The sequence below is a fragment of the Sporichthyaceae bacterium genome, from assembly GCA_036493475.1.
Classification (GTDB): Bacteria; Actinomycetota; Actinomycetes; order Sporichthyales; family Sporichthyaceae; genus DASQPJ01.
Window position 1 is genome coordinate 62858 of sequence record DASXPS010000093.1, and the last position, 22052, is coordinate 84909.

Annotated in this window: 25 protein-coding genes; 5 read left to right on the plus strand and 20 right to left on the minus strand. The window is 71.2% G+C overall.

Going from position 1 to position 22052, the window contains the following annotated elements; translation table 11 throughout:
* Window positions 1-43: 43 nt before the first annotated feature.
* The 5 genes from rdgB to VGJ14_10490 all read right to left on the minus strand — a co-directional run bounded on the left by rdgB (window position 44) and on the right by VGJ14_10490 (window position 3400).
* Complete coding sequence (gene rdgB, locus VGJ14_10470; protein ID HEY2832839.1) at window positions 44-646, minus strand: RdgB/HAM1 family non-canonical purine NTP pyrophosphatase; 603 nt, start codon at window positions 644-646, stop codon at window positions 44-46.
* Window positions 643-1362, minus strand: a complete 720-nt coding sequence (gene rph, locus VGJ14_10475) for a ribonuclease PH (GenBank protein ID HEY2832840.1) — start codon at window positions 1360-1362, stop codon at window positions 643-645. Before rph ends, rdgB begins: the two co-directional genes overlap by 4 nt.
* A gap of 76 nt (window positions 1363-1438) precedes the next feature.
* Window positions 1439-2185, minus strand: a complete 747-nt coding sequence (locus tag VGJ14_10480; GenBank protein HEY2832841.1) for an MBL fold metallo-hydrolase — start codon at window positions 2183-2185, stop codon at window positions 1439-1441.
* A complete protein-coding gene (gene murI, locus VGJ14_10485) occupies window positions 2182-3003 on the minus strand; it encodes a glutamate racemase (GenBank protein HEY2832842.1) in 822 nt (273 codons plus the stop codon). The genes VGJ14_10480 and murI overlap by 4 nt, the downstream gene beginning before the upstream one ends.
* Window positions 3004-3073: 70 nt before the next feature.
* Window positions 3074-3400, minus strand: a complete 327-nt coding sequence (locus VGJ14_10490; GenBank protein HEY2832843.1) for a helix-turn-helix transcriptional regulator — start codon at window positions 3398-3400, stop codon at window positions 3074-3076.
* A 33-nt stretch (window positions 3401-3433) separates the two neighbouring features.
* On the opposite strand from VGJ14_10490, the gene VGJ14_10495 reads away from it, so the two are divergent.
* Complete coding sequence (locus VGJ14_10495; protein HEY2832844.1) at window positions 3434-3883, plus strand: SRPBCC family protein; 450 nt, start codon at window positions 3434-3436, stop codon at window positions 3881-3883.
* A 7-nt stretch (window positions 3884-3890) separates the two neighbouring features.
* Here VGJ14_10495 and VGJ14_10500 read toward each other — a convergent pair whose 3' ends face one another.
* Window positions 3891-4379 (minus strand): polyketide cyclase, encoded by a 489-nt coding sequence (locus tag VGJ14_10500; GenBank protein HEY2832845.1) that lies wholly within the window; start codon window positions 4377-4379, stop codon window positions 3891-3893.
* Window positions 4380-4463: 84 nt separating this feature from the next.
* Here VGJ14_10500 and VGJ14_10505 point away from each other — a divergent pair, with 84 nt between their 5' ends.
* Complete coding sequence (locus VGJ14_10505; protein HEY2832846.1) at window positions 4464-5675, plus strand: cytochrome P450; 1212 nt, start codon at window positions 4464-4466, stop codon at window positions 5673-5675.
* On the opposite strand, the gene VGJ14_10510 is transcribed toward VGJ14_10505, so the two are convergent.
* From VGJ14_10510 to clpS, 5 genes are all read right to left on the minus strand, one after another.
* Window positions 5660-6607, minus strand: a complete 948-nt coding sequence (locus VGJ14_10510; protein ID HEY2832847.1) for a cysteine synthase — start codon at window positions 6605-6607, stop codon at window positions 5660-5662. The two genes, VGJ14_10505 and VGJ14_10510, sit on opposite strands and share 16 nt — an antisense overlap.
* A 4-nt stretch (window positions 6608-6611) precedes the next feature.
* Window positions 6612-6884, minus strand: coding sequence for a MoaD/ThiS family protein (locus VGJ14_10515; protein ID HEY2832848.1), 273 nt, complete (start codon window positions 6882-6884; stop codon window positions 6612-6614).
* A gap of 68 nt (window positions 6885-6952) precedes the next feature.
* A complete protein-coding gene (locus VGJ14_10520; protein ID HEY2832849.1) occupies window positions 6953-7366 on the minus strand; it encodes a M67 family metallopeptidase in 414 nt (137 codons plus the stop codon).
* Between the two features lie 10 nt (window positions 7367-7376).
* A complete protein-coding gene (locus VGJ14_10525; protein HEY2832850.1) occupies window positions 7377-7940 on the minus strand; it encodes a DUF2017 domain-containing protein in 564 nt (187 codons plus the stop codon).
* On the minus strand, window positions 7941-8237 hold the full coding sequence (gene clpS / locus VGJ14_10530) for an ATP-dependent Clp protease adapter ClpS (protein HEY2832851.1): 297 nt from the start codon (window positions 8235-8237) through the stop codon (window positions 7941-7943).
* Window positions 8238-8450: 213 nt separating this feature from the next.
* Between clpS and VGJ14_10535 the strand changes: the two genes are divergently transcribed.
* Both VGJ14_10535 and VGJ14_10540 read left to right on the plus strand, forming a co-directional pair.
* Window positions 8451-9620, plus strand: a complete 1170-nt coding sequence (locus tag VGJ14_10535; protein HEY2832852.1) for an exonuclease SbcCD subunit D — start codon at window positions 8451-8453, stop codon at window positions 9618-9620.
* Window positions 9617-12625: an SMC family ATPase gene (locus VGJ14_10540; protein HEY2832853.1), complete on the plus strand. Its 3009-nt coding sequence runs from the start codon at window positions 9617-9619 to the stop codon at window positions 12623-12625. Before VGJ14_10535 ends, VGJ14_10540 begins: the two co-directional genes overlap by 4 nt.
* Window positions 12626-12684: 59 nt before the next feature.
* Here VGJ14_10540 and hppD read toward each other — a convergent pair whose 3' ends face one another.
* The gene (hppD, locus tag VGJ14_10545; protein HEY2832854.1) at window positions 12685-13836 is read right to left on the minus strand and encodes a 4-hydroxyphenylpyruvate dioxygenase; all 1152 of its coding nucleotides are present in this window, start codon (window positions 13834-13836) and stop codon (window positions 12685-12687) included.
* A gap of 156 nt (window positions 13837-13992) precedes the next feature.
* Here hppD and VGJ14_10550 point away from each other — a divergent pair, with 156 nt between their 5' ends.
* A complete protein-coding gene (locus VGJ14_10550; GenBank protein HEY2832855.1) occupies window positions 13993-14472 on the plus strand; it encodes an Lrp/AsnC family transcriptional regulator in 480 nt (159 codons plus the stop codon).
* A 91-nt stretch (window positions 14473-14563) separates the two neighbouring features.
* Here the strand turns inward: VGJ14_10550 and VGJ14_10555 are convergent, their stop codons facing one another.
* The 8 genes from VGJ14_10555 to VGJ14_10590 form a co-directional block, all read right to left on the minus strand.
* Window positions 14564-16327 carry a DEAD/DEAH box helicase gene (locus VGJ14_10555; GenBank protein HEY2832856.1) on the minus strand — a complete coding sequence of 588 codons (1764 nt, stop codon included), beginning with the start codon at window positions 16325-16327 and terminating at the stop codon, window positions 14564-14566.
* Window positions 16324-18561: a molybdopterin cofactor-binding domain-containing protein gene (locus VGJ14_10560; protein HEY2832857.1), complete on the minus strand. Its 2238-nt coding sequence runs from the start codon at window positions 18559-18561 to the stop codon at window positions 16324-16326. The genes VGJ14_10555 and VGJ14_10560 overlap by 4 nt, the downstream gene beginning before the upstream one ends.
* Complete coding sequence (locus tag VGJ14_10565; protein HEY2832858.1) at window positions 18554-19045, minus strand: 2Fe-2S iron-sulfur cluster-binding protein; 492 nt, start codon at window positions 19043-19045, stop codon at window positions 18554-18556. Before VGJ14_10565 ends, VGJ14_10560 begins: the two co-directional genes overlap by 8 nt.
* A complete protein-coding gene (locus tag VGJ14_10570; protein ID HEY2832859.1) occupies window positions 19038-19868 on the minus strand; it encodes an FAD binding domain-containing protein in 831 nt (276 codons plus the stop codon). The genes VGJ14_10565 and VGJ14_10570 overlap by 8 nt, the downstream gene beginning before the upstream one ends.
* 47 nt (window positions 19869-19915) lie before the next feature.
* Window positions 19916-20191: a DUF3039 domain-containing protein gene (locus tag VGJ14_10575; protein ID HEY2832860.1), complete on the minus strand. Its 276-nt coding sequence runs from the start codon at window positions 20189-20191 to the stop codon at window positions 19916-19918.
* Window positions 20192-20250: 59 nt separating this feature from the next.
* Window positions 20251-20823 (minus strand): YqgE/AlgH family protein, encoded by a 573-nt coding sequence (locus VGJ14_10580; protein HEY2832861.1) that lies wholly within the window; start codon window positions 20821-20823, stop codon window positions 20251-20253.
* Window positions 20824-20857: 34 nt separating this feature from the next.
* On the minus strand, window positions 20858-21718 hold the full coding sequence (locus VGJ14_10585; GenBank protein HEY2832862.1) for a diguanylate cyclase: 861 nt from the start codon (window positions 21716-21718) through the stop codon (window positions 20858-20860).
* Between the two features lie 96 nt (window positions 21719-21814).
* The coding region (locus VGJ14_10590) for an adenylate kinase (GenBank protein HEY2832863.1) at window positions 21815-22052 on the minus strand (238 nt) is incomplete at its 5' end.

Sequence of the window (22052 nt, forward strand, 5' to 3'; positions counted from 1 at the left end):
CCCTAACCCTCAAGGGCCGCCATTCGGGGGACCCGACGCCGGGTCAGACGATCAGTCGACGCAGCGCGGGCAGCAACTGACGTAACGCCTGTCCGCGGTGCGAGATCGCGTCCTTTTCCGCGGCGGACATCTCGGCGGTGGTGCGCTCGTGCCCGTAGGGCTGGAAGATCGGGTCATAGCCGAAACCGTTGCTGCCGCGGCGTTCCCGCAGCAACACGCCGGTGATGGTGGCCAGCACGGACTGTCCGGTGCCGTCCGGCAACGCCAACGCCGCCGCGCAGGCGAACTTCGCGCCGCGCCTCTCGTCCGGCACGTCCTGCAGTTGGCCGAGCACCAGGTCCAGGTTCGCCTCGTCGTCGCCGTGCTTCCCGGCCCAGCGCGCAGAGAAGATGCCGGGCATCCCGTTCAGCGCGTCCACACACAGCCCGGAGTCGTCGGCGATCGCGGGCACGCCGCTGGCCTGAGCCACCGCGTGCGCTTTCAGCAGCGCGTTCTCGGCGAATGTCGTCCCGGTCTCGGCCACCTCGGGCACATCGGCGAAGGCGTCCACCCCGCACACCTGCAGCGGCAGGTCGGCCTCGGCCAGGATGCGGGCGAGTTCGGCGAGCTTGGCCGCGTTGCGGGTGGCCAGCACGATCCTGTTCACCCCGACAGCGCCGCCTGCTGAATGCGCGTCAGTTCCGCACAGCCGCCCACCGCCAGGTCCAGCAGTGTGTCGAGCAACGCCCGGTCGAACGGCGCGCCCTCCGCGGTGCCCTGCACCTCGACGAAGTTGCCCGCGCCGGTGCAGACCACGTTCATGTCGGTGTCCGCCGCGACGTCCTCGACGTACTCCAGGTCCAACACCGGCACGCCGAGGGACACCCCGACGCTGACCGCGGCCACCGAGTCGCGCAGCGGCTCCCCGCGCAGCGCGCCGCGCTCACGCAGCCAACTGATGCCGTCGGCCAACGCCACATATGCGCCGGTGATGGCCGCGGTGCGGGTACCGCCGTCGGCCTGCAGCACGTCGCAGTCCAGCACGATGGTGTTCTCCCCGAGCGCCTTGTAGTCGACCACCGCGCGCAGGCTGCGCCCGACCAACCGGGAGATCTCCTGGGTACGGCCGCCGAGGCGTCCCTTCACCGACTCGCGATCGCTGCGGGTGTTGGTGGACCGCGGCAGCATGGCGTATTCCGCGGTGACCCAGCCCAGTCCGCTGCCTTTTCGCCAGCGTGGCACCCCCTCGGTGACGCTGGCCGCACACAGCACCTTGGTGCGCCCGAACTCCACCAACACCGATCCCTCGGCGTGCTCCAGCCAGTGGCGGGTGATGGTCACCGGACGAAGTTGATCGGCCGCGCGGCCGCCGGGACGTTCCACGCCCGCGACCCTACAGACCCCACCTGACGTCCGGCTGACGCGGCGCTCTTACGCCGTGTCAGCCGGACGTCAAGGGCTAGATGTCGTAGGTGGCACCGGGGCAGGCCAGGTCCACGTGGCCGGGGAAATCGGCGGCCTCGGCCAGTGTGCGGGCCGGGTCGTTCCACGGCGGGATGTGGGTGAGCAGCAGGCGCGGCACGTCCGCCCGCTCGGCGTGCTCGGCGGCCTCCTTGCCGGTGAGGTGGATGTCCGGGGCGAGGTCACGGCCCTCGTGGAAGGACGCCTCGCACAGAAACAGATCGCTGCTGCGGGCAAGCTTGACCAGGTCCTCGCAGACGCCGGAGTCGCCGGAGTAGGTGAACACCTTGCCGTCGTGCTCGATGCGCATGGCGTAGGCCTCGACCGGATGCACCGTGCGGTCCACGGTCACCCGCAGCGGCCCGATCTCGAAGATCGCGCCGGCGCTCAACGCGCGAAAGTCGAATACCTCGGTCATGCCGGGGTCCTCGGGCAACCCGTAGGCGGCGGCCATCCGGCCGGGCGTGCTCGCCGGCCCCCACACCGGGATGCGGGGGGCCGCGCCCTCCGGACGGTAGTTGCGGGCCACGTAGTAGCCGCACATGTCGATGCAGTGGTCGGGGTGCAGGTGGGACAGCACCATCGCGTCGATGCCATAGATGTCGGTGTGCTTGGCCAGTTCGCCCAGCGCCCCGGCGCCAAGGTCCAGCAGCACCCGGAAGCCGTCGGCCTCCAACAGGTAGCACGAGGTCGCCGAAGTGGGCCCACCGAACGATCCGGAGCAACCGACGACGGTCAGCCTCACGCGATGGCTCCCATGACCTCGACGTCGCCCAGCGCTTCGACCACGCCGAGGTCCGGCCCGAGGAAGCGCCGGCCCACCGCGGCGAACGGCTGCCGGTCACCGGTGGCGAGGAACCGATGACGCGGCTCGGGCGCGTCCGCGGCGCGGGCCAGGCCCGCGTCCACCAGCACCCGGTAGACGTCCTTTGCGGTCTCCTCCGCGCTGGACACCAACGTCACCGAATCACCCAGGGTGTGCGCGATGGCGCCGGCCAGCAGCGGGTAGTGCGTGCAGCCCAGCACCACGGTGTCAACGTCCGCCTCGATCAGCGGCGCCAGGTACTCCGCGGCCACCCGGCTCACCTCCGGACCGGCGGTCAGCCCGCGCTCGGCGAACTCCACGAACCGCGGGCAGGCGGTCACCGTCAACTGCAGGTCGTGTGCCGCGGCGAAGGCGTCCTCGTAGGCCTGCGAGGTCTTGGTGGCCTGCGTGCAGATCACCCCGACCCGGCCGTTGCGGGTCGCGGTCACGGCCCGGCGCACGGCCGGCCGGATGACCTCGACCACCGGCACCGAGTAGCGCTCCCGGGCGTCCCGCAACACCGCCGCCGAGGCCGTGTTGCAGGCGATGACCAACGCCTTGACGCCATCGGCGACCAGATGGTCCATGACGTTGAGCGCCAGTCGGCGCACCTCCGCGATCGGCCGCGGCCCGTAGGGGGCATTGCGGGTGTCGCCGACGTAGACAACCGGCTCGGCGGGCAGCAGATCGAGGACCGCGCGCGCGACGGTCAGCCCGCCGACGCCGCTGTCGAAAATCCCGATCGGTGCGTCCGACATGGCCGCCACAGTACGACGTCGTTCTGCGGTAGCGCCGGCAACAGGCACGATTGTCACCAATGATGCGGCGTCAGCGCCCCGTGGTAGCCGCGTCCAGGCGGTCGAGGAATTCCACGGCGTGGGCCGCGTACGGCCCGATCCATCGATCGTGGATGTGCTTGATGGGCAGCACGTTGAGGTGGTTCCAGCGCTGCCGGCCCTGCCGCACCACGATCACCAGGTCGCACTCCTCGAGCACCCGCAAGTGCTGCATCACCGTGCACCGGTCCAGATCGCCGAATGCGGCACACAACTCCCCGGTGGTGCGCGGTCCATCGCGCAACCGGTCGAGCAGCCGCCGGCGGGTCGCCGAGGCCAGGGCCCGGAAGACCTTGTCGGACTGCTCGTCCTGTGTCATGTTGTAAATATATAACACGAGGAGGCAAGTCCGATGGAGCTACGGTTCACGGTTCGGGCGCACATCTCGCGCCCGGTCGCGACGGTGTTCGAGGCCGTGGTGGACCCGGATCAGCTGTCGGGGTACTTCACCACCGGCGGCGCCACGGGCCGGCTGGAGAAGGGCGCCACCGTCACCTGGGATTTCCACGATTTCCCCGGCGCATTCCCGGTGGAGGTGGTCGACGTGGTGCCGAACACGCGCGTCGTGCTGCGCTGGGCAGCACAGGCACCGGCGATCGACGGACACACCGAGGTCACCATCGGGTTCGAACCGGTCGGCGATGACCGCACCCTGGTCACCGTCACCGAGGAGGGCTGGCAGCCGGGCCCGGAGGGACTGGCCGCGTCCTACGGCAACTGCATGGGCTGGTCGCAGATGCTCGCGGCGATGAAGGCCTACGTCGAGTACGGCATCAACCTGCGCGAGGGCATGTACGTCTGAGGCCGCGCTACCCCTGGACGACGGTGCGCTCGAGGATGCCCAGCGTGTTGCGCAGGGTCGCCTCCGGGATGATCGGGAAGCGGACGACACCCAGCCCCGGGATCTCCCGGTCCTGCCAGGCGCCGACCTGCGACCAGTCGTAGTAGGACGTCACCTCGGTACCGTCTTCGGTGGGCCGCAGCCGGTAGCCGTAGAAGTGGTGGATCGGGGTGTCGATCAGCGGCGATTCGACGGTCCACTGGATCTCTTGATCCTGCTCGAACTTCGTGATGACCACCGTCACGTCGTAGCGCCCGAGCGGCAGGTCGTTGATGGCCTCACGGTGCATCTTCAGACCGAACGTGTCGCCGACGCCGCTGACCGGTTTCTCGTCGACCACGGACATGATCGAGCCGGAGCTGTCGATCGCCAGGTGCCCGCGGGGGTCGCAGAGCACCGCGAAGATGGCCGATGCGTCGGCCGGAATGATGCGGGAGACCTCGAATCGATCCGTCATGCCGGGCATCCTGCCAACTACCTTGCACCGACGTCGAGCGGGCCGGTTGGATGGGCGCGAAGCCCCCTACGGGCGGAGGTCGGCATGACCGTGCGCGGGTTCGATCCGGCGACCGCCGCGGCCGGCGGCCAACGGATCGCTGCCTATGCGGACGCGGCCCGGCACGGCCCCGTGCAGCGCGTCGATCTGGCCGGCGTCGGCGAGGTGTGGTTGGTCACCGGATGGGCCGAGGTGCGACAGGCCCTGGGCGACCCGCGGCTGCACAAGTTCCCGAGCGGCCCCCGACGCTTGGCCCTCCAGCTGGTGCCCGAGCTCGCGCCCGCGACGGGCCAGCACATGCTCAACATGGACGGGGAGCCCCATGCGCGGCTGCGGCGCCTGGTCACCTCGGCGTTCAGCCGGCACCAGGCCCGGGCATTGGAGTCCCGGGTCGGCGAACTCACCGAGGAGCTGCTCGACGCCATGGCGGGCGCTGCGCCGGACGTCGCGGTCGACCTGATGGAGTGCTTCGCCTATCCCCTGCCGTTGACGGTGATCTTCGAGATCCTCGGCGTGCCGATCGACTGGAGGGATGACATCCACCGCTGTTTCACCTCGGTGTTCGCCGCGTCATTCGCACCGCCCGATGAGTTCATCGCGGCCTTTCAGCGTCTGGTCGAGCTGATCCGCGCGGTGGTGACCCTGCGGCGGGAGGAACCGGGACCGGACCTGCTCAGCTCGCTGATCGCGGTGCGCGAGACCGGCGATCGGTTGTCCGAGGACGAACTCACCTCGATGATCGTGCTGCTGTTGGGCGCCGGGCACGAGACCACCTCGAACCTGATCGGCAACGGGGTGCGGTGCCTGCTGACCCACCCGGAGCAGCTAGCGGCGCTGCGCGCGGATCCGGTGGTGGCAGTCGAGGAGTTGTTGCGCTTCGACCCACCGCTGCAGATGACGTTTCCGCTGCGGGCGAGCTGCGAACTGGACATCGGCGCCACCCGGATCGTCGACGGGGACCTGGTGTTCATCGGCCTGCTGGCCGCGAACCGGGACGGCGACGTGCTGGCCGAGGCCGAGCGACTGAACCTGGCCCGCACGCCCAACCAGCATCTGACGTTCGGTCACGGGGTGCACCACTGTCTGGGCGCCGCCCTCGCCCGCATCGAGGGACGCGTGGCCCTGGTGCGTTTGTTCGATCGCTTCCCCGACCTGCGCCTGGCCGTGGCACCCGAAGCCCTGGAGCGCAATCCGAGCCTGCTGTTCAACGGGCTGGCCGCGTTGCCGGTGTTCCCGGGAGCTCAGGCCCAGAGCTGACCTTCCAGCCGCTCCTCGGCCTCGGCGATCGTCCCGGAGTACGCACCGGTGGACAGGTACTTCCAGCCGCCGTCGGCGACCACGAACGCGATGTCCGCCCGCTCGTTCGCGGCCTGCGACTTGGCCGCCTGGGCCAGCGCCGCGTGCAGGATGGCGCCGGTGGAAATGCCCGCGAAGATGCCCTCCTCCTCGATCAGCTGACGGGTGCGGCGCACCGCGTCCCGCGGACCGACGGAGAACCGGGCGTCGATCAGGGACGCGTCGTAGAGCTCCGGCACGAAGCCCTCTTCCAGGTTCCGCAGGCCGTAGACGAGTTCGCCGTAGCGCGGTTCGGCAGCGACGATCTGCACCTCGGGCTTGTGCTCGCGGAAGAAGCGGCCGACGCCCATCAGCGTCCCGGTGGTGCCCAGCCCGGCGACGAAATGGGTGATCGAGGGCAGGTCCTCGAACAACTCCGCGGCCGTGCCCTCGTAGTGCGCCTGCGCGTTGGCCGGGTTGCCGTACTGGTAGAGCATCACCCAGTCCGGGTGCTCCTCGGCCAGTCGCTTGGCCACCCGCACGGCCTCGTTGGAGCCGCCCGCGGCGGGCGAGGAGACGATCTCCGCGCCGTACATGCCGAGAAGTTGGCGGCGTTCCTCGGAGGTGTTCTCCGGCATCACGCAGACGATGCGGTAGCCGCGTAGCTTGGCCGCCATGGCCAGGGATATTCCGGTGTTGCCGCTGGTCGGTTCCAGGATCGTGCAGCCGGGGCGCAGCAGCCCCTCCTTCTCCGCCTCCACCACCATGCGCAGCGCCGCGCGGTCCTTGATCGACCCGGTGGGGTTGTGGTCCTCGAGCTTGGCCCACAGCCGGACATCCGGCGACAACGACAGCCGCGGCAACCCCACCAGGGGCGTACGACCGACGGAGTCCAGCAGTGAGTCGAAACGCAACGGGTCAGCCGCCGGCCACGGCGGGGAGAACGGTCACGCTGTCCCCGTCCTTGAGCTCGGTCTTGAGCCCGCCGAGGAAGCGCACGTCCTCGTCGTTGAGGTAGACGTTCACGAAACGGCGCAGGCCGTTCTCGTCCACCAAGCGGGCGCGCAGGCCGCCATGGCGGGACTCGAGGTCGTCGAACAGTTCGTCCAGGGTGCCGCCGGCGCCCTCAACGGCCTTCGCGCCGTCGGTGTACTGCCGGAGGATCGTCGGGATTCGGACCTCGATTGCCATGGCTCCTGCTTCGTCGTCGGACGGTTTCTTGTACGGACAACCGCCGGCACCCGGCGGGACATTCCAGCTCAGACTGCGGGTATCACCTTCACCGGCTCCTCGGTGACCTCCCCCTCCACGATCCGGAACGAGCGGAACTCGTGGGTGTCGGGCTCGCGGGTGGACACCAGCACGTAGTGCGCGTCCGGTTCGGAGGCGTAGGAGATGTCGGTGCGCGACGGGTACGCCTCGGTGGCGGTGTGTGAGTGGTAGATCACCACGGGCACCTCGTCCCGGTCGTCCATGTCCCGGTAGAGCGTGAGCAGATCGCGCGAGTCGAATTCGTAGAACGTCGTCGAGCGGGCCGCATTGGCCATCGCGATGAAACGCTCGGGGCGGTCGGACCCGACCGGGCCCGCAACCACACCGCACGCCTCGTCCGGGTGGTCGGCCCGGGCGTGCGCCACGATGGCGTCGACGATCGCCTCGTCAATCTCCAGCACAGGGGCAAGGTTACCGTTGCGTGCGGATCAAACTGTCCTGCAGCCACGTCAGCCACTCATACAGAGCGTAGGCGGGCAGCCGCGGATCGTCGTCGGCCAACGCCGCGATCGCCGCCTCGTAGTCCTCCTCGATCTCCAGCCGGGTGCCCAACGTCAGGCGCAGGTCGTTGAGCGCAACCAACCAGGCCGGTACCCGGGCAGCGGGCACCTGCAACCGCCCGTCCGGACCGATCTGATCCAGCCCGGCCAGCAGCACCGCGATGTTGGCGCGCTTGCCGGCCATCAGGTCGTTCTCGGTGAACCGCCGATACTCCGCGGCCGCGGCCGGGTCATCCGGGTAGGCGTCGGGCAGCAGCCGGGCCAGCGCCGGGTCGTCCGGGGGCACGTCCGAGCCGGGTGAGCCGAACGGGTCGCGCAAGCCGGGCGCGATCTCCTGCGCCGGGCTCGTGGCGGCGGCGTGCGAGTCGAACAACTCCAGCAGGTCGCCGAAGGCCCCGCGAATGACCTCCGCCTCGCCGGGGGCCAGGGTGATCACGACCGATCCGCCGCGTTCCCTCTTGATCCGTCCCGACATCTATTTATCCTGCTGCAACGTGGCCCACAACCCGTAGCCGTGCATGGCCCCCACGTCGCGCTCCATCTCCTCGCGGCTGCCGTTGGACACCACCGCCCGGCCCGCCTGATGCACGTCCATCATCAATTTGGTGGCGTGGTCCTTGGTGTACCCGAAGTAGGCCCGGAAGACGTACGTGACGTAGGACATCAGATTGACCGGGTCGTTCCAGACGATCGTCACCCATGGCGTGTCCGTGTCCGGCCGGATGAGGACCTCTCCCTCCGGCCGTTCGACCTCGGTGGGTGCCACGGACATGCACCCATCGTTGCATCCGAGGCCGGGGGTGGCTCAGGCCTGCTTGACCAACCGGCAGATCTCCGCGGACACCTCGACGGGTTACGCATCCTGATCGACGCTCTGCGCCCGTCAAGATCACGAAAATGCAGGTGAAAAGGCCTTCGGCAAGCTTGTGACGGGTGAGGCGTGCCGCTGCGGAAATTTGTCGGTGCCGCGTCCTACTTTCGGGAAATGAGATTGCTGCACACCTCGGACTGGCATCTGGGGCGCAACCTGCACCGGGCCGATCTGTTCGGCGCGCAGGCCGCGTTCGTCGATCACCTGGTGGAAACCGTGCGCACCGAGCGCGTGGACACCGTGTTGGTCGCCGGGGATGTGTATGACCGGGCGCTGCCCCCGGTAGAGGCGGTCGGGCTGTTCGACGAGGCGCTGCACCGGCTCACCGACGCCGGCGCCCGGGTGGTGCTGATCAGCGGCAATCACGACTCGGCCCGTCGTCTCGGGGTCGGTGCGCGGCTGCTGGACCGGGCCGGCGTGCACCTGCGCACCCGAGTGGACGGCGTCGCCGATCCGGTGCTGGTCGCCGATGAGCACGGTCCGGTGGCGCTGTACCCGCTGCCCTATCTGGAGCCGGCCGCAGTGGCCGCCGAGTTGCCGGGCGGCACGCACACCGCGGTGCTCGGTGCCGCGCTGGACGCGGTGCGGGCCGACCTGGGCGACCGCGGCCCGGTGCGTTCGGTGGTGCTCGCGCACGCGTGGGTGCACGGCGGTGCCGCGTCGGATTCCGAGCGCGACGTCTCGGTGGGCGGGGTGGCGGCGGTGTCCGCGTCGTTGTTCGACGAGTTCGACTACGTGGCCCTGGGCCACCTGCACGGCCCGCAGACGCTGGCCCCGCAGTTGCGCTACAGCGGCTCGCCGCTGGCCTACTCCTTCTCCGAGGCCGGGCACAGCAAAGGCAGCTGGCTGGTGGAGTTGGGCGCGGACGGGCTGGGCCACGTCGTGCAGGTGCCGGCGCCGGCGCCGCGGCGATTGTCCCTGCTACGCGGCTCGTTGACCGAGTTGCTCACCGATCCCGCGCACGCCGCGGTCGAGGGCGATTTCGTGTCTGTGACGTTGACCGACGCCGCACGTCCCGAAGCCGCGATGGACCGGCTGCGCACCCGTTTCCCGCACACGCTGGTGCTCGCCTGGGAACCGGCCGACACCGCCGGGGACCAACGCGGCTACCGGCAGCGGTTGATCGGGCGCACCGACGTGGAACTGGCCGTGGATTTCGTCGCGCACGTGCGCGGCACCGCCGCGGAGCCCGCCGAAACAACGCTGCTCGAGCACGCCTTCGAGGCGGTGCGGCGCGGCGCGGACACCGAGGAATCCGTGACCACCGAACGGGTCGTGGCATGAGGCCGCATCGCCTGCAGGTCACGGCATTCGGTGCCTTCGCCAACACGGCCACCATCGACTTCGACGCCCTCGCCGGCGGCGGCGTGTTCCTGCTGCACGGCGAGACCGGTGCCGGCAAGTCCACCCTGCTCGACGCGTTGGGTTTCGCGCTTTACGGGCGGGTGCCCGGCGAGCGCGGCACCGCCAAACGTTTGCGCTCGGACCATGCCGCTGCCGAGCTGCGCACCGAGGTGACGCTGGAGGCGACGCTGGGCGAGCGGCGGTTGCGCATCACCCGCTCCCCCGAGCAGGCGCGGGCGAAGAAGCGCGGCACCGGCACCACCACCGAACAGGCCAAGGTGCACCTGGAGGAGTGGACGGGGGCGGGATGGACGTCGCTGTCCAGCCGGGTCGGCGAGGCCGACCAGGAGATCGCGGACCGCCTCGGCATGTCCGCCGAGCAGTTCTTCCAGGTGATCCTGCTGCCGCAGGGCGAGTTCGCCGGCTTCCTGCGCGCCGACGCGGAGAGGCGCGGGGAGTTGCTGGAGAAACTGTTCGACGCCGGCCGGTTCGGCAAGGTCGAGGACTGGTTGGCGGCCCGCCGCCGCGAGGCCAATGCGGACTGCGAACGGCACCGTGACGCCATCGAGGTGCAGGCCGCGTTGGTCGCGCAGCTCGCCGAGATCGACCCGCCTGCCGACGTGCCCGAGGTCGTCTGGGGCACTGACTTGATCTGGCAGCACCGAGCCGCGGTGGACAACGCGCAACGGGCGCTCGGCGCGGCCGCGACCACCGTGGCGACCGCGCGTGGTCGGGCCGAGGCCACTCGGAATCTGGCGGGCCGTCAGCAACGCCGACGAGAGGTGCTGGCCCGCGCGGCGGACCTGGCCCGGGGCGCCGACACCGTCGCCGGCCTGGTGGCCGAGGAACAACAGGCGAACGCGGCGATCGGGTTGGCGCCCTTGCTGGACGCGGCGGCTACCGCGGCCGCTGCGGTGACCGGGGCCAGGGCGGCGGTGTCCGCGGCCGATGCGCAACTGTCCGCCGCGGACCGGATTGTGGCGCATTCGTTGGCCGAATTACGCGCCGCGGCCGGCGCCCACGAACGCCGGCGCGGCCGGCTGACCGAATTGCAGAGCCTGCTCGACAGCGCGATCACCGACGAGGCGGCCGGGGCGGCAGCGCAGCAGACCGCGGTGGCCGCCCGCTCCGACGCAGCGGCGGCAGCCGCGCACATCCAGTCGTTGACCGTGGCGCGGACCGGCCGGGTGGAACAGCGCGACGCCGCCCGGCTGGCCGTCACGGACCTTCCGCGCTGGACCCGGATCGCCGCGCTGTTCGCCGACGCCGCGACCGCGCAGGCGCATGAAAGAGCCGCGCGCATCGTGGTGGAGCAGCTGCGCGGGCAGCACCTGGATGCCCGCGAGCGCTGGCAGAACCAGGCCGCCGTGCACCTGGAGATCCGTCGGGCCCGGTTCGATTCGATGGTCGCGGAGTTGGCCGCGAGGCTGACCGACGGCGACCCGTGCCCGGTGTGCGGCTCGTGCGACCACCCGGTCACCGCAGCGCTGAACGTGGACCGGGTCGGCGTCGCCCCCTCGAGCGTCAGCGAGAGAGGCCTCTCTTCGGAGGAGGAACGGGCCGCTGCGGCCGCGGAGGCGGGCCGGGAGCAGGCCGAGCGGATCGGTCGGGAGCTCGCCGCGGCCACCGCCACCGCCGATGGGCAGGCGACGCGACTGGCCGACCTGGTGGCCGCGCTGGGCACAGAACTCGACGTGCTGCCCGAGGATCTGCCGGGCGCGGCTGGTGCCGCGGCGACGGAGCGGGACCGGCTGCGCGCCCGCGGGGTCGGGCTGGAGGAACTGGAGAGCGAGGTCGACGAGTTGGACGCGACGTTGGCCGCTGCGGTCGCCGAACGCGCCGAGGCCGAACAGGTCGCCGCCTCTGCGGTGCGCGAGGCCGGGGTGCACCTGAGCCGGGCAGCGGCCGCGCGCGCCAAGCTGGTCGAGCACCTCGACGGCGCCCCGGACGTGCCCACCGCCTCGGCGGCCGCGGAGGCCGCGGCGGTGGCGTGTACCGCGGCCGCGGACGCGCGCGCCGAGCTGACCCGGGCGCTGGCCGACCACGACCACGCCACCACCCGGGCCACCGTGGTCGCGGTGGAGGCCGGGTTCGCCGAGCTCACCGCCGCCGCTGCCGCGGTGCGCGACGAGGCGTGGCGGGCGGCTACCGCCGGGCGAATCCGGGAGCACCGCGAGGCACTCGCGGTTACCCAGACACAGCTGGCCGACCCGGAGCTGGACGTGGCGATCAACCCTCCGGCCGATGTCGAGGGCGCGCAGACCGCCGCCGAGCAGGCCGCCGCCGACCATGAGCGGGCGGTCGCCGGGCTGGCCCATGCCAAGCGCCAGGTGCACGCGCTGGAGCAGAAAGTACCGGCGCTGACCGCGCTGCTGCAGGCGGTGCCGGCGCTCGAGGAGCGGGCCGCAGTGGTCCGCGGCCTGGCGGATCTGACGGCCGGTCAGGGTGCCAACACCAAGCGCATGACGCTGTCCGCGTTCGTGCTCGCCGCGCGGTTGGAGGAGATCGCCGCAGTGGCCGGGCAGCGGCTGCTGCGGATGACCGGCGGGCGCTACTCATTGGTGCACACCGACGCCGGCAGGGGCGCCAAGCGCGCCGGGCTGGGCTTGCTGGCCCGGGACAACTGGACCGGGGTGGACCGCGACACCGCCACCCTGTCCGGCGGCGAGACCTTCCTGGCCAGTCTCGCGTTGGCGCTGGGCCTGGCCGACGTGGTGTGCGCCGAATCCGGCGGCACCCGACTGGATTCGTTGTTCGTCGACGAGGGCTTCGGCAGCCTGGACGAGGCGACCCTGGACGAGGTCATGGACACCCTCGACGGACTGCGTGAGGGCGGCCGCTTGGTCGGCATCGTCAGCCACGTCGCCGAACTACGCCAACGCATCCCGACCCGCGTCCACGTGCGCAAGCACGAGACCGGCAGCAGCCTGGAACTAACCGCCTAACCCCGTTACGTCCGAAGAACAGTGTCCGGGTACCCACACTTCTTCGGACGCAAGGCGTTTCAGAGGTTGCCGCGGAGTTCTTGTTCGCGCTCGATCGCCTCGAAGAGGGCCTTGAAGTTGCCCTTGCCGAAGCCCGCGGAGCCGTGCCGCTCGATCAGCTCGAAGAACACCGTGGGGCGGTCCTGCGCGGGGCGGGTGAAGATCTGCAGCAGGTAGCCGTCCTCGTCGCGGTCGACCAGGATGCCGCGGGCCTGTAGCTCCTCCACCGGCACCCGCACCGCGCCGATGCGCGCGCGTAATTCGGGGTCGGAGTAGTAGCCGGCCGGAGTGGCCAGGAACTCCACGCCCGCCGCGCGCATGGCGTCCACCGAGGCGAGGATGTCGGGCGTGCTCAGCGCGATGTGTTGCACACCGGGGCCGCCGTAGAAGTCCAGGAACTCATCGATCTGCGAGCGCTTCTTGCCCATCGCGGGCTCGTTGAGCGGGAACTTCACCTTGCGCGAGCCGTCCGCGACCACCTTGGACATCAGCGCGGAGTATTCGGTGGCGATGTCCTCACCGACGAACTCGGCCATGTTGGTGAAACCCATGACGCGGCGGTAGAACTCGACCCAGTCCTCCATCCGGCCCAGTTCCACGTTGCCGACCACGTGGTCCACGGCGGTGAACATTGCCGGGCCGTCGGTGACGATCGGGTCGTGGGCGACGAAGCCGGGCAGGAAGGGCCCGACGTACCCGGCGCGGTCGATCAGGGTGTGCCGGGTCTCCCCGTAGGTGCCGATCACCGCGCTGATCACCCGGCCGTACTCGTCCTCGCTGACCGTCGGGGCGACGATGCCGACCGCGCCGCGAGCGGTGGCCACCGCGTAGGCGCGGTGCACGTCGGGCACCTCCAGCGCGATGTCCCGCACGCCGTCGCCGTGCTCCGCGATATGCCGGGCGACGTCGGTGCCCGGCCGCAGCGCGCCCGCGATCACGAATCGCGCGGTGCCGCTCTCCATGACGTACTCGGCGAGGTCGCGGTACCCCTGCTCGGGACCGCGGTAGGCGACGCAGGTCATGCCGTAGGCCGACGCGTAGTAGTGCGCGGCCTGGCGGGCGTTGCCGACCTCGAAGCGCAGGTGATCCAGACCGGTGAGCTCGAAGACGTCCGGGGCCTCGGCGCTGCCACGCGGGCGGGTGATCTCGTCAACGTGCGGACGGGTCTTCATGGCGATGACCTCCGGAGGGATCCTTGCCGCGAGCATCCTCCGGGTGGCACAGACTGTGCAATAAGATCTCGAAATGCTGGGCAACTTGCACAGTCTAGAGACGCCAGTCGCCCAATTTCTGTGCAGAATGGATGTCCCCGAGGTTACGGAGTCCCCGTGCCGGTCGACGACCTGGACGCCCGCTTGCTCGAGGAGATGGCCGCCGAGCCGCGCATCGGGGTCTTGGAGAGCTCGCGCCGCCTCGGCGTCGCCCGCGGCACCGTGCAGGCCCGGCTTGATCGCCTGGAACGCGCGGGCATCGTCACCGGCTGGGGCCCGGACCTGGACCCGGTGGCGCTCGGCTACCCGGTCTCCGCGTTCGTGATGCTGCAAATCGTGCAGGGCCGCGGCCACGATGCGGTGGCCGCCCACCTGGCCGGGATCCCCGAGGTACTCGAGGCGCACACGATCTCCGGCGACGCCGACATGATGTGCCGCATCGTGGCCCGCTCCAACGCCGACCTGCAACGCGTGCTGGATCTGGTGCTGGCCGAGGGCTCCATCCGCCGCAGTGCCACCACCATCGCCCTGGCCAACCGCATCCCCCACCGCGTCCTCCCCCTGCTGGCGGCGACCGCCCGGCGCCGCAACGCATGACATGCGCAGAACGTTCTTGTCGCGCGTCTGGACGCATGACAAGCACCCTTTGTGCATGTCATGCGCAAGGGCAAGATCACCTGACGAGGCGTCACGCCAGGCGCTGGCGCAGGGCGGCGATGCGGCGGCGCAGGTCGTCGACGCCGGCCTGACCGACGGGCGGGCCGCCGGTCTCCCGGCGCAACTCGGCGTGAATCGCGGCGTGGGAGGCGCCGCTGCGGTGGTGCCAGGAGCCGACCAGGGTGTGCAGTTCGCGGCGCAGCGCGGAGCGTTCGGCGTGGGTCACCACCGGCCGCAGCGCGGCCGGTTGCGGCGGGGCGTCGGTACCGCGTCGACGGTTGGCAGCCCGCAGTTGCGCGGCCTGACGGCGCCGCAGCAACTCGGCGATTTGATCGGTGTCGAGCAACCCCGGCAGGCCGATGTAGTCCTGCTCCTCACGGCTACCCGGTTCGGCGGGTAGGCCGTACTCGGCGCCGCCGAACATCACCCGGTCGAAGCTCGCCACCGAACCCAGCGCGGTGAACTCGCCCATCCCGTCGGGACCGTCCTCGGCCCGGTTGGCCGCGGCCAACAGCTCGTCCTCGGGGGCGAACAAATCATCGCCCGGCTTGCACCGATCGCCCAATACGTGATCCCGCGTCACTTCCATTTCCGCGGCATGCTTGAGCAGCGGTGCCACCGTTGGCAGGAACACCGAGGCGAGCTCCCCGCGCCGCCGGGCCCGCACGAACCGCCCCACTGCCTGGGCGAAGAACAACGGCGTGGACGCATTGGTGGCGTAGACCCCGACCGCCAACCGCGGGATGTCCACGCCCTCGGAGACCATGCGCACCGCGACCAGCCACCGGTCGTCACTGTCGGAGAACGCGCCGATCCGGGCACTGGCGCCGGAGTCGTCGGAGAGCACCACGGTGGGCTTGGTGCCGGTCAACTCGTGCAGCAGCCGGGCGTAGGCACGGGCGGCGTTCTGGTCGGTGGCGATCACCATCGCGCCGGCATCGGGGACGTGTCGACGCACCTCGGACAGGCGCTGATCGGCGGCGCGCAGCACCGTGGGGATCCAGTCGCCGCCGGCGTCCAGCGCGGTACGCCAGGCCTGGTTGGTCGCCTCCCCGGTCAATGGTTCGCCGAGGGCCGCGGCCAGTTCGTCGCCGGCCCGGGTGCGCCAGCGCATCTGCCCGGCGTAGGCCAGGAACACCACCGGGCGCACCACCGCGTCGGCCAGTGCCTCACCGTAGCCGTAGATGTGATCGGCGACGCTGCGCGGCACCCCGTCGGACCCGGCCGCGTAGCTGACGAACGGGATCGGGTTCACATCGGACCGGAACGGCGTGCCGGTCAGCGAGAGCCGGCGCGCCGCCGGACCGAAGGCCTCGAAGATCGCCTCGCCCCAACTGCGGCTGTCCCCGGCGTGGTGCACCTCGTCGAGGATGACCAAGGTCGGGCGGGCCTCGGTGCGGTTGCGGTGCAGTATCGGGTGCGCAGCGACGCCGGCGTAGGTGACCGCCACGCCGCTGAAACCCTTGGCGGTTTTCCCGTCCGCGTTGCGGAACTCCGGGTCGATCCGGATGCCGATGCGTTCCGCGGCACCGGCCCATTGGGTCTTGAGGTGCTCGGTGGGCGCGACGATGGTGACGGCCCGGATCACCTTTGCATTCAGCAGTTCGCTCGCCACCCGCAGCGCGAAGGTGGTCTTGCCGGCGCCCGGCGTGGCCACCGCCAGGAAGTCCCGCGGGTGGCGCGCCAGGTAGCTCGCCAGTGCGTCGGATTGCCAGGCACGCAACTTCTCCGCGGTGCCGTACGGGGACCGATCCGGGAAAGCGGGGTGCAGGTTGGCCGGGTTGCGCAAACTCACGGAGCGACACGCTCCGGACCGGCCAGATGCCAGGGACGCACCGGTAGCTCGGTGACCGCGGCCCCGGTGGCCGCCCGGATCGCGGCAGCAATCGCCGCCGCGGCCGGGCCGACCGGGGTGTCCCACACGCCCTTGACGCCCATCCATGATCCGTCCTGCCCGGCCACGAACAGGTCGGCCAGGCTGGTGCCGGGGGTATCCGCGGTGGTGGGGAACGTCGCGACGTCGCCGAGCACCAACCCGAGGCCGCTGGTGCTGCCCCCGTCGAGCACGGCGAGCAGCTGGGTCAGGTTCACCACGCGCCCGACGTCCACCGACCCCACCAGTTCCACCACCCGGACCGAGCCCAGGTCGACGTCCACGTCCACCACCGCACGGTGGGCGGCGAAGCCGAACCCGGCGAACGCCACGCCCTGCCCCGCCGGATCGAGCACCTCGGTCCGCGGCGGGTGGTAGGTCGCGGTCTGCTCGATACTGCGCCCGGCGAGCACAGTGACCAACTCGATGTCCAACAGCCCGTCATAGGACCGGATGCGCCCGCCACGCACGCTGAACAAATCCGCGGAGACGCCCTGCGCCTCGGCCAGCTCGGCGCACAACGCGGCCGCGATCGCGGTGCAGGCGGTGAACACCGCACCGCCGGCCACCCAGGTCAACCGGCTGTGCGCGGCAGGCCCGGCCGACGGGGCGTCGGAATCCGCCGGGACCAGTTCCACCTCGGCCGGCCCGAGCACCTCGCGCACGATCTGCATCGCGATGGTGAGAAAGCCCTGCCCGTGCTCCGCCGCGTCGCAGCTGATGGTGGCCACCCCGTCGGTCAGCCGAACGGTGGCGGTGGCCGGGTGGTCCTGGCCCTCACCGGGCAACAACGGGGTCAGCCCGATCGCGTGCCCGACGCCACGGCGCACGGTCGTGCTGGTGGCGGTGCCGACCGCACCGCCGGGCAGATCCTCGGCGGCGGTGGCCCGTCGTCGACCGGGCAACGGGGCCTCGGCGACGGTGGCCAGCAGCGGCGCCGTGGGAAGAACGCCGGTCACCAGTTGACCGGTGGGCAACGGGTCCGTGGCATCCAACGCATTCCTCAGCCGCAGTTGCACCGGGTCGGCGCCCAGCGCTGCCGCCACCCTGTCGAGCTGGGCCTCGACGGCTATGCACCCGGCGGCCGCGGCGAAGCCGCGCAATGTCCCCGGTGGGGCGGTATTGGTGCGCCACGCGACCGCATCCAAGTCCACCGAGCCGACCCGGTAGGGCCCCGCCGCCACGGCGCACAGCCGGGCCAGCTCGTCGCCGGTGAGGCCCGCGTAGGCGCCGCCGTCCAGCCACAACCGTGCCTGCACGGCGACCAGCGTGCCGTCGGCGGCCGCGTGGTGCCGGTACCGGGCGCGCAGCGCGGGACCGCTCGGCGCCCCGCGGCTGCCACCCCGGTCGCTCACCCGCACCGGTCGATTCAGCCGCAGCGCAAGCAGCCCGGCGAGCACCCCGGCGGACAGCTCGGGGTCCGGCGGGCCGGGCGCGATCGCCGGCACCAACCGGATCTGATCCGGTGTCAGATCCAAGCAGAGCGCGATCTGGTCACGGTCGGCCCGGGTCCAGCCGGACACCGTGATCAGGTCCAGGCCACGCTCGGTGGGGATGGCGACCGCGGCGGGTGGCCCCGCCGGCGACGCCGGCCGACCGATGGCGAACTCCTGCTCGACCACCACGTCCGCGCCCGGCACCGGGCGCGCCGGGACGTCCCAGTCGACATCGGGCAGCTCCGGCCCGCGGCGCACCCGCAACGCCCGGATCACGTTGCCGTCCGGGTGCACCGGCGCACCGAACTCGGCGGCGGAGGAATCCAGCACCGCCTCGGCCGCCCGGTAGTCCACCCGCACTGCCGCGGCCGCGCGGCGGGCGACCGCCGGGTCGTCGGCGGCCAACACCGCGACCGGTTCGCCTTCGTGGCGCACCACGCCCGCGGCCAGCACCGGTCGATCGGCGCGGGCGCTGCCGTATCCCAGCGAGCCGGGCAGGTCCGCAGCGGTCAACACGGCGTGCACACCGGGGAACATCAGCGCCTCGGTGGCGTCCACCGCGACCAGCGCGGCGGACGGACGATCGGCCCGCACCAGTACCGCGTGCACCAGGCCGGGCAGCATCAGGTCTGCGGGGTAGGGCGCAGCGCCGACACCCTTGGCCACCGCATCCGGACGCAGCGGGTTGTCCCCCACCCCGCCGGGGATCAGCTCACCCATCGACAGCCTCGCTGCGCGCCCGCGCCACTGCCCGTACCCCCGCCACCAGCCGTCCGTACCCGCCGCAGCGGCACACCACGCCGGACAGACCGGCCCGGATTGCGGCGTCGGACGGATCCGGGTCGGCGGCCAGCAGTGCCCCCGTTGCGATCAACGCACCCGGGATGCACGCACCGCACTGCACGGCGCCGACCCGGGCAAATGCCTCGGCGATCTCGCTGGGTCGGCCCCGGCCCAGCCCGGCGGCGGTGGTCACCGCGCGACCGCTGGCGCTGATCGCCAAGGTCAGGCAGGCCAGCCGCTGCTGTTCGTCCACCAGCACTGCGCACGCCCCGCACTGTCCGGTGCCGCAACCGTCCTTGGCCGAGGTCAGACCGAGGCGTTCACGCAGCACATACAGCAGGCTCTCGGTGACCTGCGCCTGCTCGACGGGGTGGGCACGGCCGTCGACGTCGAGTACGTACGAGGGCAGCGGCTCAGTCATCGCCGACCATCCGGGCCAGCAGTCGCTGCGCGCAGATCTGCGCGGCGTGCTGGACGTAGTCGATGTGCCCGGTGGCGGCGGCCCTGGCCGCGTCGCCGACCGCGCTGCCGAACGCCGTCACCGTCTCCGATGCGATGTTCCGTCCCAGCCGGGACAGTTCCGCGGCGATCAGCGCTTCCGCCGCCGCGGCGCGCACCGGGACCCGCCCGCCCGCACACAGCGCGACGCGGATCTCCGGCAGATGCGCGTCGCGAGCCAGGGCCAGGGTCAGCACTGCCCGGCCGGGCACGGTCAAGCGGGCGAATCGGGTGTCCGCGGGCATCCGGTCGATGCGCAGCCCGGCGACCAGCTCACCCGGCCGCAGGTCGGGGCGGCCGGTGTCGAGGACGGTGGACAGGAAATGTTCGACGGTGGTCTCCCGCCGCCCGGCCCCGGATTCCAGCACCACCACGGCCTGCACCGCCACCAGCACCGGCAGCAGGTCACCGCCCGCGGCGGAGACCAGATTCCCGCCGACGGTCGCGGCGTTGCGCACACCCGGCGGCCCGATTACCGCGGCAGCCCTGGCCAGCGCAGGCAACACCGTGTCCAATCCGGCCAGCTCGGTGCAGGTCAGCCCGGCGCCGAGGAAAAGTCCGCCCTCCGCCATACGGCCCGCGCCGTGCAGCACTTGCAGCCGATCCAGCGACAGCAGGCGATCGGCTTGAATCCGGCCGTCGTGCAGCGCGGGCAGCAGGTCGGTGCCCCCGGCCACGATCAACCGATCCGGTTCGGCCGCCAACAACCTGACCGCCTCGGCCACGCCGAGGGGCGCTTCAATCACGAGAGGCATTTAGTGGGCGCGCAGCGACCGGCGGATCTGATGGGTGGTCAGGAGTCCTGACCGCCCTTGTCATCACTCGGCGGGATGCCGTCGAAGATTTCCTTGCACTCCGGGCACACCGGGTACTTCTGCGGGTCGCGGCTGGGTACCCAGACCTTGCCGCACAACGCCTGCAGCGGGGTGCCCTCCACCATGGCCGCGGTCAGCTTGTTGCGCACCACATAATGCGAGAAGCGGTCGTGGTCGCCGTCACCGGTGGAAGTGCGCAGCTCCTCCTCGGTGATGGTGCTCAGGCCGCCGGCGGGCTCGGGGTACGAGGTCATCGGATCCTCCGGGGTGAGCTTGACGCGGACGGCCCCAGTCTACGGACGTACCCGGGAGCTCAGTTCTGCGTCGGGTCCTCGGGCCGGGTGGATACGAACGCTTGTTCACCCGGTTGCCGTCGCCACACCCGGCTCCACAGCTTGTCCGGGTCCGTGCAGAACGCGTCGCCGGGTTCGGAGTCGACCACGATCCAGGCGCCGCCGGCCAGTTCGGCGTCCAGCTGGTTCGGACCCCAGCCGGCGTAGCCCGCGTACACCCGCAGTTCCCGCAACGCCGGGCCGAGGTTTTCGGTGCCTGCGTCCAGGTCGATCATCCCGATGGTGCCGACCACCCCGCGCCAGCCGACCGGGCCGGCTGCTGCGTCCACCGGCACCGCGGCCAGGGTGGCCAGCGCCAACGCCGAGTCCAACCCGACCGGGCCGCCCTGGAACAACACCGACGGCGGTCCGGTGAGGCCCGCCCAGGACGGCAGCGCCTCGGCCACCGCCATGGCGGTCGGCCGGTTCAGTACCACGCCCAGGGTGCCGGTGCTGTCGTGGTCGAGCAGCAGCACAACCGTGCGGCTGAAGTTCGGATCGGCCAACCCGCCGGTCGCGATCAGCAACCGACCCGCCGCCGGACCGAGAACCATCGCAGGAGTGTGCCAGACGCGGGAGGTCGCAGGCTCAGGTCCGGTCCCGCCGGCGTTTTGCGGCGTACATGGAACGGTCCGCGTCCCCCAACAAATGGTCTGGATCCAGCCGATTGTCGGTGCCGATCTGCTGCCCGACGCTGACCCGAACCGGCACCGCGGTGCCGTCCGGGGCGATCAATTCCGGCGCACTCTCCACGGCAAGGGTGAGGCGGGCGGCCATCGATTCTGCGTCCGCACCCGCCCGCAGGTTGCACACCACCACGAACTCGTCACCGCCGAACCGGGCCACCGTGTCGCCGCTGCGCAACTGGCCGACCAGCCGCTGCGCGACGGTGACCAGCATCCGGTCGCCAAAGCCGTGCCCGTGTTGGTCATTGATCGACTTGAGCCCGTCCACGTCGCAGAACAACACGACGACCACCCCACCGTCGCGGTCCCGCTGCGCGATGGCCTGGGTGAGCCGGTCATCGAGCAGGGCCCGGTTGGCCAGCCCGGTCAGCGGGTCGTGCAGGGCGAGTTGGATCAGCCGGGCGTCCTCGTCGCGGCGCGCGCCGATGTCCTCGTAGGTGGCCACCACGTAGTCCGGCAGGCCGGCCGCGTCCCGCACCAGGCTGGTGCGTCGCCGCACCCAGACCACGTGCCCGTCGCGGTGCCGGTAGCGCTGATCCAGCGTTACCTCGGCGGTGGGGTCGCCGGCCATGGCGGGGTCGTCCGCGCGGCGCAACGCCGGAGGTGGCGCGGCGAGCAACTCCTCGGCGGGCGCGCCCAACATCTGGGCCAACACCCGGTTCATGCGGAACCAACGCCCGGTCAGATCGAGTAGCGCCATACCGATCGGCGCGGCCTCGAACGCCGCGGCGAGAAACCCGTCGGGAATCTCGGGATCAGTCAATGACGTCGCCTTTTCTGCCTTTCACCCTGGCGCAACTATTGTGCGGGCCGACCGCCAAGATCGTCACCGGTAGAGATCAAACTCGGGTCACAACGCTCAGCCCAGGCGGGGACGCAGGGCTTCCAGCGCATCGATGACCGCCTTGGTGACCTCCTCGACCGAGCAGGAACCGTCCACGCTGACCAGTTCCTCGCGCTCGGCGTAGTAGTCCAGCATCGGCCTGGTCTTGGTGTCGTAGACGTCCAGCCGGTGCGCGATGACCTCGGCGTTGTCGTCACTGCGGCCGCTCTGCGCGCCGCGCTCCAGCAGCCGGCGCATGAGCTCGTCGCGGGGC